Below are 13,169 nucleotides of genomic sequence, written 5' to 3'. Positions count from 1 at the left end.
TTCTTGAATATTTTGAGTTAGCTATTAGATATAAAGAAACGTGTTCGTAGAAGACTGGAAGATCATTATTATCCAACAACAATAATGTTTCTCTTCAGTCTTCTCTTTTTTTATAAATATTAAAAATGAATGTTTTTAATAGATTAACTACAAAGTGATTGTTACCCAATATAAAATCTCATATAATTCTTTAAAAAAAACAAAAACATTACAGCTATTCGTATTGTATGTTTATCCAATTGTTAAGACAGGTACATCCATTTTCAACGGTTTAACATTGTCATAATGTTTATGTAATATTTCACAAAACTACCAAACCCAAAAGCTGTTCATTTCGCGAAACAAACTATTATTTTATCAAAACAGAAAGTAAAGTTCAAAACTTACTATAAACAAAGGGTTTACGAGAACTTATACAATGTAACAAAATACTAAAATAGATTAAGAAAATTATCAAAAACACCACTTCTCTCTCTTTTCTCCAAAATTACAATCCCTTAAACTAAGGATAATAGTAGGGTAAGATTCCTTACTGGAAAACCGTATTTATTTGTAAAAGATTTTTAAGGACACGAAATGAGAAAATTTTTCACAGTCATCGCACTGTTTTATCTTGGATTAAATTTTGCCCAAGAAACCGGATCAATCGCCGGAACATTGTTAGATAAAGAAACTAACAATCAACCCTTGCCTTTTGCAAACATTCTTATTGTAGGAACCACTCTTGGAACTTCTACAGATTTTGATGGTAAGTATGAAATGCCAAACGTACCTGTTGGGAACTATACATTAGAATTCAGTTTTACTGGGTATCAAACATTACGTATTCCAGATGTGGCGGTAACTGCAGATAAAGTAGTTGTAATTGATACAGGACTAGGTGCTTCTACCGCAGAACTAGACGAAGTAGTCATAAAAGTGCAAACTAGTAGAGAAAGGGAAGAAGCTTTGTTGTTAGAACAAAAAGCCGCTGTTACCCAAAAAACTTCAATCGGAGCTGAAGAATTATCTAAAAAAGGTGTTGGCGATGTCGCTTCAGCTGTCGCTAAGGTAACAGGTATTTCTAAACAAGAAGGATCTGGTAATATTTTTGTAAGAGGTTTGGGAGATCGCTATAATATAACGACACTCAACGGGCTACCTTTACCCTCTAATAATCCTTCTAGAAAAAATATCCAATTAGATATTTTTAACACCAGTATTGTGGAAGCTATAGGAATAGATAAAACATATGATGTAAGAAATTACGGTGATTTTGGAGGTGCAAATATTGATATCGCTTCTAAAGACTACAACGGCCCTGGATTTATCGGTATAGGATTTTCTTCTGGTGGTAATACCGAAGCCATCGCGGTAGATCAATTTTATCTTAATGAGGGACCGAACAATAGTGGTTTTTATGACACTAATCCTCCTGCCTTTCCTCTCAACAATTATAATTTTACTACTAGTTGGGATAGAACCGAAACTAGTATTCCTATTAATTCTAGTTTTTCTCTAAAAGGTGGAGACTCATTTTATTTATTCGGTGGAGAAACTAAATTAAGTTTATTTGGTGTTGGCTCATATAGTAACAATTACACATATCAAGAAGGAGTTTCCAGAGGAAGTGTTAATGTAAATTCTGTTGCACAAAGTGACTTTGATTACTTTGATTTTGGATATAATACCAACACTACACTTATGGGTAATATTGGTATTAAGTACAAAAAACACAATATTAAATACAATGTTCTATATCTAAATAATACAAGCCAAAAACAAAGAGAGTTTTTTGGGATTATAGATGTAGAAGATGATGCCCCCAATGGTGGAGGATTCATACAAAGGGAGGTATTCTTGCGAACGTCACTTATTACTCATCAGCTTTTAGGCACTCACGAAATAGGAGAGCATCTGGATGTTAATTGGGGTGGTTCTTATAGTTACTTGGAAAGTACCGAACCAGATAGAAGACAAGTTACATTAGTACCTAGAGTTCCAAATGAACCTGAAGGATCTCGATCTTTCTTATTAGTATCTGCTGCATCGGACAATCATAGATTTTTTGCAGACTTAATAGAAGAAGAGTTGGCTGGCAACTTGGCTGTAACTTATAAGTTTAAGAAGAATGAAGATGAGAATTTTGATGGTAAAATTTCACTAGGTTACAGCAGTAAATTTAAAGAAGTTGACTTTGAAGCAGAACAATTTAATTTTCAGATCTTCAACAATATACCTCAACCAGATGTAGATATACGTAATGTAGACGCATATTTTACACAAGAAAACTTAAATGCTGGATTATACAGGATCAGAACATTTAGAGGTACTCTGGATACGCCCGGTGCTTTAAATCCACAATCGTACGGCGGAAATCAAGACATTAATTCCGGATTTATAAGTCTTGAATATAATTTTTCTCCAAAACTAACTTTATTAGCAGGTGTACGTGGAGAACAAATTAATCAAGCTATTGAATGGAATACCGTAATTAATGGAGAAGGAGAAAATGAGCTAGATGCTTTTGAAATACTACCTTCACTTTCTATAAAATATGCATTAAACGAGAGACAAAATTTAAAATTCGCTGCAAGTAAAACGTACACATTACCCCAATTTAAAGAGAGAGCTCCATTTTTATATCAAGAAGTAAATCAAGATTATTTTGGTAATCCAAATCTCGATTTATCTACTAATTATAATGTAGATATTAAATGGGAATTCTTCCCCAAATCCAGTGAAATTTTATCAGCAGGTGTGTTCGGAAAATACATTGAAAATCCAATTAATTCTATTGTTATACAGTCTGCTGCTAATGACATTACCTGGGCTAACACAGGAGATAGTGCTACTGTAATTGGAGCCGAACTAGAACTTAGAAAAACCATCTACAAAAAAGAAAAAGAGGTTAAAGAAGATATACTCGAAAGCAATTTTACAATAGGAGTAAATGCGGCTTACATGTATCATAGTCAAAAATTAGATGGTGAAAAAGTTTTAGAAGAATCAGAACTTAGTTTTGATCCGACATATTCTGAAACAGGAATCTCCGGTGCTTCAGATCTAGTTGCAAATGCAGACATTGGATATTATACTGAGTTTTCTAAAGAAAAAAATCTAAGATTAACATTAGTAGCCAATTATTTCTCGAATAGGATTTTTGCTCTAGGAAACTTTGGTAGAGGTAATATTATTGAAAAAGGTGTACCTACTTTGGATTTTATTACAAAAGCACAGTTATCAGAAAGAATCTCATTAGGACTTTCATTCCAAAACCTTCTTAATCCCGATATAGAAAGATTTCAAGAAGAGGCGTCAACCAGTAGCGGTGATATCAACCCAATTCGTAGTGGTGATGGCCTTCAGCAACGAGATGTTGATATGTTATCCTTTAAGAAAGGATACAACTTCAAACTATCTTTTACTTATAGCCTATAAATAAACTGACTAAAACAAAACATTTTAAAAGCGAACAATTTTTATTCACAATTATTAAAATTCAAAACAATGAAAAAAATCTTTTTTACATTAATGCTAACACTTACTACCGGAGCGTTTATAGTTTCTTGTAGTAGTGATGATGATTCTGGTACGACATCTTCCTGTACAGATGGAGTTCAGAACGGAAACGAAACTGGCGTAGATTGTGGAGGATCTTGTACTCCTTGTACTTCATCTACCCTTAATGGAGAAGTAACAACAGACACTACATTAGATGCTTCTCTTAGTTATAACCTTACCGGAGCATATGTTGTTAAATCAGGATCTTCATTAACAATTCCTGCAGGAACAAGAATTGAAGCTACCGGTGGTACTGCCGCTTATATCGCTGTAGAACGTGGAGCTCAAATTTTTATCAATGGTACCTCTGCTAATCCAGTTGTAATGACATCTGCATCTGCAAATCCTGCTCAAGGAGATTGGGGTGGATTAGTTATCTGTGGAGATGCTCCTACAAATAAAGGAAGTAATGTTACTTCTGAAGTTGCTGACCTTCAATATGGTGGTAACAATGCTAGCGATAACTCTGGATCAATTCGCTATTTAAGAGTAGAATATACCGGTGCTACATTTTCTAATGATAAAGAATTCAATGGAGTTTCTTTATTTGGTGTTGGTTCAGGAACGACTTTCGAGTTTGTTCAGTCTTTTAATGGTGGAGATGATGGTATCGAATTTTTTGGTGGAACCGTTGATGGTGATAATTTAGTTTCTACAGGAAGTGGTGATGACTCAATCGACTTTGCTGATGGTTGGGCTGGAAGTGGAACAGACTGGTATATATCTGGCGGTGCTAAAGCGGGTATCGAAGGATCTAACAATGGTGACAACGGTAATGCTACTCCTGTAACTACAACTACACTTACTAATATTACAGTAGTTGGTCCTGTTACCGAAGGTGCCCTTTTCTTTAAAGAAGGTGGTGGTAACTTTACAATTGATAATTTCTATACGAGTAACGTTAATATAGGTATTAATATTTCTGATACTGATGCGGAAGCAGCGGCTCGAATTGAGAATGGAGATTTAACAATCACAAATATCCAATTCGCAAATGCTCCTACAGATCTTGATATCACAAATTATACGGGAGCTAACCAATCTTTCTATAGCGAAGGTATTGCCACTGGAGCTGGAAATGGTGCTGCTTCTCCTGATTGGGCTGCAGGATGGACAACAGGTCTTGACAATAGTGGTCCAGCCGGAACTGAAAACTTAGCTGGAGAAGTAACTGGAGATGTTGCTCTAAATGCGAGTATTGAGTATCAATTAACTAGCGCCTTTTATGTAAGAGCGGGTGGTTCTTTAACTATTCCTGCCGGAACGACTATCAAAGCAGTTGGAGGTACAGCTTCTTTTATAGCTGTAGAAAGAGGTGCACAGATCTTTATAAACGGTACTGCTAGTAATCCAGTTGTAATGACTTCTGGTACTACACCTCCTGCACAAGGTGACTGGGGTGGGTTAGTAATTTGCGGAGATGCTCCAACGAACAAAGGTAACAATGTTACTTCTGAAGTTGCTGATTTACAGTACGGAGGGACAAACGCAACTGACAATTCTGGTTCTATTACGTATTTAAGAGTAGAATATACAGGTGCTACTTTCTCTAATGATAAAGAATTTAACGGTGTATCCCTTTTTGGTGTAGGTTCAGGTACGACTTTCGAATATGTACAATCTCTTAATGGAGGAGATGATGGTATTGAGTTCTTTGGAGGAACTGTTGATGGTAACTTCTTAGTATCTATTGGTAGTGGCGATGATTCTATCGATTTTGCTGATGGATGGGCAGGAAACGGTGATAGCTGGTATATTTCTAAAGGAGCTAAAGCTGGTATCGAAGGATCTAATAATGGAGATAACGGTGATGCTATGCCTGTAACAACTACAACACTTTCTAACATTACTGTTGTGGGTCCTGTTACGGAAGGTGCTCTTTTCTTTAAAGAAGGCGGTGGTAACTTCACGATCACTAACTTTTATACTGAAGGTGTAGACCTAGGAGTAAATGTATCGGCTACGGATGCAGAAGCAGCTGTTAGAATTGAAGCTAATGCTCTTTCTATCAATCCTATGCAATTTGACACTCCTGCAACTGGATTTGTACAAACCAATTATGCTGGTACAAACCAAGGGTTTATAACCGTTGGTGACAATACTGGTGCTGGAAATGGAGCAGCTGCTCCGGATTGGGCAAACGGCTGGGCAACTGGTTTCTAATAACCTCTTGTTTACACATCTAACAATATACAAAACACCCTCAAATTTGAGGGTGTTTTTTGATTTAGATTAGAAATTTTACTGTCTACAATACTCTTTTACAAAAGTTTAAGACAGCTTAGATCTAAACTAATATTATTTTACGCTTACATGATGGTATTTTAATGATTTATTAAATATGATTTTTCCCCATTTTATTGTTTTAAAATAACTTTACTTAAAAGAAATTTAAAACCTATTTATCATGAAAAAAATCTATTTATTTTTAATCATTATGGCAACATCATTTATGCAAGCACAACTTGATGTTAAGGATCTATCCGTAATTTATGATAGTGGGAAATTATATAACCCTGGAGGTCGAATTGATTTCGCTTTTAAAATAAGGGGGACTTACAATCGAAATATTAGATTAAAGTTATATGAAGGAACAATTATAAATAATCAAAACCTAATAGCTTCCATTAATTGGAACGATGACGGCGATACTTTTATATTTGATTCGTTTACTAAAAAATTTTGGTATAGTACTATTGGCCTTAATAAAACTCCATTTTATATAAAGGATAAAGGTGTTACCCTAGTATTAGAATATAAAGGAGAACAAAAGAAATTATTTTATAAACCAAGTCTTAAAATAAGAAACTTAAAATTTACCGCTAATTCAAGCAGTATTTTAACTAAAGGACAAAGAATATTTTATGATTTCGATATCGTTGGAAAATTTGATGAAGATATTACCATGAAGATTTATCAAACTAATGAAAATCCTGAAAATCTTATTACTAGTGGTCTCATAAATTCAGAAGATGAAGAGTTAAATTTCGGTCAATGGACAACAATGAACAATTGGAGTACTGTTACAAGAACTAATGGAGCGAATCTTAATAGTCCCTTGTTTTTGGTTTTAGAATACAAAGGAGTAAAAAGAGTTATTTCCGATAAATACAGAAGCTATTCTACAAGAATTCATCCATATAATGATAGACAAGCTGCTATTACTTCATTTTGTAGTAATCAACCAGTAGATACTAGGACATTTGTACTAAGAAGTAATGATCCATTACAAATAGGACAGCTATATACTTTCACGGTTCGTCTTGGTAATACCACATATAGAAATTATGAAGAAATAACGCGTCTTAACCAAAGAATTACTTCTATTAGTCAACTAACTAATGGTAGACCAGCTTCCTTTGTAGACACTCCTTGTAGAAATGAATCTGATCTCCAATTCGAAACATTAGAAAAATCTAATTTTAAAAGTGATTGTAATGCTCCTGTAGTTGGTTGTGTAGTTGGTGGTCATTATATACACAAAAGTATCTTTAGTAACGGAATGGATTTTAAAGTATCCGTAAAAAACTTAGGAGATATACCATCAGAAACTAAATTTATACATGTATATCTTTGGGCAAATGACGATCCTAATGTTTCATTTTATAAACCAAAAAACAATGTATTCAGATTAGACCCGTTAAACTCAGGACAAAATCGACCTTTTATTTCATTCTATTTTGATGATAAAGGAAGTTATTTTGATGGAGACATACCGGCAGGTAATTATACCTTACAAGTAAGAATTGAGGATAACTTAGAAGGAAATTCGGAATATAGCACAGAATTTAGTCTTCCTTTTCAGGTTAGAGCGGGAGATCCTACGCGTATTTCAAAACCAATTTTAGTTTTAGATTCGTTACAAAAGAATACTTCTTACAGACCTTATAATGTTTCAGTATATTCAATACAGGGGCAATTGATTAGTAAAAAGCAGGTGAATTCTGAGAAAGAAGAACATACTTTTATTCAAAATTTACCTAAAGGTTTTTATATTATCAAAAGTGATTCAAGAACATATAAAATAAGTAAATAGTATTTTATAATAATATTATTGAAACACCCTCGATTGAGGGTGTTTTTTGATTTAGACTAGAAACTTTTACTCTCTACACCTCCCTTTTCTAAAAGTCAAAATCACTTAGATAAATACTAATATTGTTATAATAAGAACCGATAACAATTTGATGTTTTGATATCCATCTCCCTTATATAATAATAGCACTTTACACTCGCATAATCGTATTATAATCATTTGGTAAAGGTGATTTTTCCCCACTTGGTTGTTTTAAAGATAACTTTATAAAAAAAGTATATACTCTTTTCTATTAAAAAACAACTTATCATAACCTGAAATTAACTTTCATTAAAATAGTAAAATAAGCCTACAATCAGAGTTAACACATTTCAAAATCAAAACACTTTAATAAATTAACTTTTAAAACTTTTATCATGAAAAAAATTAAACTCTTATCAATTTTAATGTTTTTACTGTTATCAATCCAGGCTAATTCGCAAATAGATATTCAAAATTTTCAAGTAACCTCACCTCTTAATCAAAGTTTTACCTGGAATAGTGGTCAACGTTTTGATTATAAATTTGACATACAAGGAAACTATGGCTACAATGAGATCAAGTTAAAGGCTTATGCAGAATCAGTAACATCAAATAATCTTATAGGCCTGATTAGATGGAATAGAGAAGGTGATGATAATCTTTCATTTAATTCTTACACTACAAAGTCTATGTGGGTAAGTATTGCTTACAATTGGAATGGCAGAAGTTTCACCACCAGTACTTCAAAAAAATTCTATTTAGTAGTAGAATATCAAGGAAACTCTCAAACCTACCTATATACAATACCTGACGGTGATAATGATGGTGACGGAATATCCAACACTCAGGATGATTGCCCTAATGAAGCTGGACCTGCATCTAATAATGGATGTCCCCTTGGAAATCCAAATTTGGCTGTCGATTTAGACGCGTCTCAAGTTTTTTCTCAATGTACAACTTGCTTTCCTTGGCTTGATTTATTCTTTAATAGCGGGAAACGTCATTTAATTGCAAATGGTGGTGTTGGCAGCATTGGCTTTAATAGATTGGAAATTAGGAATATTGGTAACGCTACCTCTAATAGTGCAAAAGTCAAATTCTACTTTTCTCTGAACAATACAATTGGTAGTAGTGACAAACTCTTAAAAACTATTAATATGCCTAGTCGTAATGTAAATAGTTCTTATGGTATCCAAACAACAATCAATGGATGGGACATTAATAATAATGGAGGTCTTGCTAATGGAAATTATTTTATTTTGGTAGATATTGACACAGATAACTCAAATAACGAAGGTACAACTGGTGAAGCTGATAACCTTTTGGCAATCCCGATTACATATACTGAAGAAAATATAACATCTATCATTTCACCTTTTCCTATTTCTAGACAAAAGAATACAAATACTCAATTTGAGTTAACTGTTTACAATTCTCAAGGCACACTTGTTATAGAAAGAAAAGTTGCAAATAAAGAAGAAGAAAAAGCTTTTATTCAAAATCTGCCTAAAGGTTTTTATATTATCAAAAATGGTACAGATACTTATAAAATTGTGAAAAATTAGAGATGTAAAAACCATAGCTATTCTAATACTTTAACCGGAAATCAGGTCTGATTTCCGGTTTTTTTATGGTATAAAGCATAGTCGAGAACAGTTCCTCATTTTAGACAAAGGGAGGTGGATTTATACTTTCCCTAAGAAAAGTATAAAGACGAAGAGTGTGAAGAAATGCTTAAACGTTGCATGTAATAAAAGCCATCTTTCTTTTGATGCCCAAAGCATCAAAATTCATTCTCCCCTTTCACCAAAGGGAGAGAGCCTTTATAAAGCTTTTCATAAAAGTAAGATCCACAAAAAACTCCTCATATCTTACTTACACTTTCACCGATTTCCAATTCCCTTTTCTAAACCATAGAATGCCAACAACTGCAATTAAAATTTCGGCAAAAGTAATTGCTAAAAATACACCCATTGCTCCCCAATCAAAAACGATTGCTGCCAAATATGCGAAGGGCAACTGGAATACCCAGAAACAAAAAAAGTTAATAACGGTTGGTGTCTTCGTATCTCCTGCTCCATTAAAGGATTGAATAACAACCATCCCATATGCATAAAACACATATCCGGCAGCGATTACACGCAAACTCAATGCTCCATATTTTACAACTTCAGGTTCTGTACTAAAAATTCTGATAATACCTTCGGCAAAAATTAAGTAAAGTATGGATACGAAAATCATAAAATATGCATTATACTTTGCGGTTTTCCATACAGATTTTTCTGCCCGTTCAGGCTTACCAGCTCCAAGATTTTGCCCTACAAGTGTTGCAGCAGCATTACTCATCCCCCAAGATGGCATTAGTGTAAACATCAATACTCTGATTGCAATTGTGTATCCCGCTAACACTTCGCTACCAAATTCTGCCATGATTCTCATTAAAAACACCCAGCTGGATGTCCCGATAATAAATTGACCAATTCCCCCAAGAGACACTTTAATCAAATTAATCATCACTTTAGAGCGTAAAACAATATCTTTAAAAGATACTTTAATTTTACTCCATCCAAAGAAAAGAATCGCTAATTGTAACAAGACTGCACTACCTCTCCCAATTGTTGTTGCAATAGCAGCTCCCTGCACACCAAAACTTGGAATTGGTCCAAAACCAAAAATAAAAAGCGGATCGAGAATAATATTTAAAAGGTTAGAAAAAATCAATACTTTCATCGCCACAGAAGCATCACCTGCCCCTCGGAAAACAGCATTTATTAAAAACAACAACATTATAGTGATGTTTCCACCCAGTAACACCTGCGTATATCCATATCCTTCTGCGATTAAATCAGGTTCGCCTCCCATAAGTGCCAAAATCTCTTTTGGAAAAAGTATTCCGACTACACTGATGATTATCGCCACCAAAATTCCTAAAAATATGGCCTGTACCGACGCCTGGGAAGCTCCCTCGATATCTTCTTCACCAACTCTACGAGCTACGATAGCAGTTACTCCCATACTGAGTCCAATGGCTACTGCATAAATTAAAGTGATTACCGATTCTGTTAACCCTACCGTAGCAATGGCATTTTCGCCAAGACTGGAAACCCAATAGATATCTACCAATGCAAAAATAGATTCCATGATCATTTCTAAGATCATAGGAATTGCAAGCATAAATACAGCTCTACGAATACTACCAGAAGTAAATTGTTGTTCTTTGCCTGTAATAGCTATTTTAAAATAAGAAAATAGTTTGGTAAGGGTGAGTTTATTTTGTATCATAAGAAAAAGAATTACGTTTAAAAAAAAAGAAATAAATGGAGAATGCTAGAGAAGTTTCTCTAGCTTACTAATACCGAGGTCGATATTTCCAAAAAGACGTACATAATTCTTTATAACTTCATAACAATGTAAATATCCGTTTTTTTTACGAAACTGCAAAACAAACAAAAAACCTTAACCACTAAAAGGTAAAACCGTACACATGAAAGCAAATTTATTATTAGTAGAGATTTAACATTAAAAAAATGAACTCCCAAACTCAATTATTAATAAAATATTGTACTTTTATAGTCCCAAAATAAAGTTTTATGAAAAAAATCTACTTACTACTCATATTTATTGGTTTTTTTAGCCTCTTCTTTTCTACTGGAGTACAGGCTCAATCATCCTTTAATACTGCTGATCAAGAAGAAAAAATTCAAGTATTTCCTAATCCTGTTTCTGGCGATATTCTTAATATAACGTCTAAATCTGGAAAGTCAATTACCTGTAGAGTTTTTAACGTTTTAGGCAAAACAGTACTATATAAAGTTATTACTACAGAAAAATTAAACATTTCTGCACTACCTCCAGGAGTATATGTTCTTAGAATGAAAATTGGTGATTTCACCACCGCTAAAAAACTGGTAAGACAATAGAGTTTAATCAATGATTAATTTCTATTAATTCAATACAAATGTACTATTGGTAATCTAACCAAAAATCAAAATAATATATAAAAAACACTCTATTCATACAGAGTGTTTTTTTATACCTTTGTTTTAAACAAAACACCCTATCGACTCGTATGTTAGCTGAGACTATTTTTAGAATTCAAAATGATCAAGATTTTGAAAAAGCTGCATTGAGAGTTTTTCATTATCAGTATGTTAATTGTGGAATATACCAGCGATTTTGTAACCTTTTAGGAATTACTAAAAGTTCTGTAAAAAATAGCCGTAATATTCCATTTCTGCCCATTGAATTTTTCAAGCGAGAAAAAATCGTTACCTCTTCATCTAACATTCAACAAATCTTTACCAGTAGCGGAACCACAGGAAGCATCACTAGTAAACATTATGTGACTAATTTAAATATTTATGAAAGTAGCTTTAGAAAGGGATTTCAATATTTTTATGGAAATATAAAAGATTATACAATTTTAGCTCTTTTACCATCCTATTTAGATCGCGAAGGCTCTTCCTTGGTTTATATGGCAGACAAACTAATTAAAGAAAGTCAGCAACCAAAAAGTGGATTCTATCTTGACCAAACAGAAAAGTTGGTAACAATGCTAAAACAACTAACCAAACAAGGTGAAAAAGTATTACTTATAGGAGTTTCTTTTGCGTTATTAGATCTTATCGAAAACTATGATATCCAACTAAATGATGATACGATCATTATGGAAACTGGAGGAATGAAAGGCAGAAGAAAAGAAATGATACGAGGACAACTACACGAGATTCTTAAAAAGGGTTTTGGTGTACCGAAAATTCATAGTGAATACGGCATGACTGAATTATTGTCTCAAGCGTATTCTAAAGCAGATGGAATTTTTTATTGCCCTCCTTGGATGAAAGTTTCAACTCGTGATACTGAAGATGCTTTAACTCTACTACCCGTTAATAAAACTGGAGGTGTCAATATTATTGATCTGGCAAACATAAATTCTTGTTCATTTATTGCTACACAAGATCTTGGCAAAACACACGATAATGGTAGTTTTGAAATTCTTGGTAGATTTGACCATAGTGATATTAGAGGATGTAATTTAATGGTTTTATAAGTACCTTTCTTTCACAATTACTCCCTCTTAGTTTATCAATTCCGTAAGGTTCTCTTCTTTTTACGATCTAATTCCCCATTATCACAATAAACAATCATTACAATGAATAAATTAATAACAACACTACTACTTATATTTACACTAACACTAAATGCACAACAAATAGATTACAATACTGATGATGGATATGTTGCAGAAGGATACGATGTTACCGAATATTTCGATAACAAAGCGGTAGAGGGAAAAAGCAGTTACATAACTACTCATGACAATGTAAAATTAAAGTTTCCAAGTCAGGCTAACTTAGAAAAATTTAAAAGCAATCCCATCGATGCCCATATATAAGATTACGTTTTTTTTCAATAATTGATTGGTAAAGTCTGCAAAGAATAAATTCTGGCAGACTTTATTTTTTTTGCAACTTTTAGTTTTAAATATCGTATTTATAAGTGTAAGTAATTTTTAGACTAAAAGAATGTTAGATACTTCATATATCTTCTAAAAACTTATAATTATGTT

At 33.2% G+C, this 13,169-nt stretch carries 8 protein-coding genes; 7 read left to right on the top strand and 1 reads right to left on the bottom strand.

What is annotated here, in order from left to right:
- The first annotated feature begins 576 nt into the window (after positions 1 to 576).
- The 4 genes from Q0921_RS19215 to Q0921_RS19200 all read left to right on the top strand — a co-directional run bounded on the left by Q0921_RS19215 (position 577) and on the right by Q0921_RS19200 (position 9,165).
- A complete protein-coding gene (locus Q0921_RS19215) occupies positions 577 to 3,420 on the top strand; it encodes a TonB-dependent receptor (RefSeq protein WP_299259756.1) in 2,844 nt (947 codons plus the stop codon).
- Between the two features lie 69 nt (positions 3,421 to 3,489).
- On the top strand, positions 3,490 to 5,706 hold the full coding sequence (locus Q0921_RS19210) for a hypothetical protein (RefSeq protein ID WP_299259754.1): 2,217 nt from the start codon (positions 3,490 to 3,492) through the stop codon (positions 5,704 to 5,706).
- 244 nt (positions 5,707 to 5,950) lie between these two features.
- Positions 5,951 to 7,579, top strand: a complete 1,629-nt coding sequence (locus Q0921_RS19205) for a T9SS type A sorting domain-containing protein (protein ID WP_299259752.1) — start codon at positions 5,951 to 5,953, stop codon at positions 7,577 to 7,579.
- Between the two features lie 416 nt (positions 7,580 to 7,995).
- Positions 7,996 to 9,165 carry a T9SS type A sorting domain-containing protein gene (locus Q0921_RS19200; RefSeq protein ID WP_299259751.1) on the top strand — a complete coding sequence of 390 codons (1,170 nt, stop codon included), beginning with the start codon at positions 7,996 to 7,998 and terminating at the stop codon, positions 9,163 to 9,165.
- Positions 9,166 to 9,475: 310 nt separating this feature from the next.
- Here the strand turns inward: Q0921_RS19200 and Q0921_RS19195 are convergent, their stop codons facing one another.
- Positions 9,476 to 10,882, bottom strand: a complete 1,407-nt coding sequence (locus Q0921_RS19195) for an MATE family efflux transporter (RefSeq protein ID WP_299259749.1) — start codon at positions 10,880 to 10,882, stop codon at positions 9,476 to 9,478.
- 308 nt (positions 10,883 to 11,190) lie between these two features.
- Between Q0921_RS19195 and Q0921_RS19190 the strand changes: the two genes are divergently transcribed.
- The 3 genes from Q0921_RS19190 (at position 11,191) to Q0921_RS19180 (ending at position 12,995) form a co-directional block, all read left to right on the top strand.
- Positions 11,191 to 11,520 (top strand): T9SS type A sorting domain-containing protein, encoded by a 330-nt coding sequence (locus Q0921_RS19190; RefSeq protein WP_299259747.1) that lies wholly within the window; start codon positions 11,191 to 11,193, stop codon positions 11,518 to 11,520.
- A gap of 149 nt (positions 11,521 to 11,669) precedes the next feature.
- Positions 11,670 to 12,650, top strand: a complete 981-nt coding sequence (locus Q0921_RS19185; protein WP_299259745.1) for an acyl transferase — start codon at positions 11,670 to 11,672, stop codon at positions 12,648 to 12,650.
- Between the two features lie 102 nt (positions 12,651 to 12,752).
- On the top strand, positions 12,753 to 12,995 hold the full coding sequence (locus Q0921_RS19180) for a hypothetical protein (RefSeq protein WP_299259743.1): 243 nt from the start codon (positions 12,753 to 12,755) through the stop codon (positions 12,993 to 12,995).
- Positions 12,996 to 13,169 lie beyond the last annotated feature (174 nt).

The sequence above is a fragment of the uncultured Aquimarina sp. genome (genome assembly GCF_947496855.1).
Taxonomy (GTDB): domain Bacteria; phylum Bacteroidota; class Bacteroidia; order Flavobacteriales; family Flavobacteriaceae; genus Aquimarina.
This window is presented reverse-complemented; position numbering and strand designations above follow the sequence as displayed.

Bases quoted from the DNA above. Each gene is read 5' to 3' on its own strand.
- Q0921_RS19195 (WP_299259749.1), bottom strand. From the start codon at position 10,882: ATGATACAAAATAAACTCACCCTTACCAAACTATTTTCTTATTTTAAA.
- Q0921_RS19205 (WP_299259752.1), top strand. From the start codon at position 5,951: ATGAAAAAAATCTATTTATTTTTAATCATTATGGCAACATCATTTATG.
- Q0921_RS19200 (WP_299259751.1), top strand. From the start codon at position 7,996: ATGAAAAAAATTAAACTCTTATCAATTTTAATGTTTTTACTGTTATCA.
- Q0921_RS19215 (WP_299259756.1), top strand. From the start codon at position 577: ATGAGAAAATTTTTCACAGTCATCGCACTGTTTTATCTTGGATTAAAT.
- Q0921_RS19190 (WP_299259747.1), top strand. From the start codon at position 11,191: ATGAAAAAAATCTACTTACTACTCATATTTATTGGTTTTTTTAGCCTC.
- Q0921_RS19185 (WP_299259745.1), top strand. From the start codon at position 11,670: ATGTTAGCTGAGACTATTTTTAGAATTCAAAATGATCAAGATTTTGAA.
- Q0921_RS19180 (WP_299259743.1), top strand. From the start codon at position 12,753: ATGAATAAATTAATAACAACACTACTACTTATATTTACACTAACACTA.
- Q0921_RS19210 (WP_299259754.1), top strand. From the start codon at position 3,490: ATGAAAAAAATCTTTTTTACATTAATGCTAACACTTACTACCGGAGCG.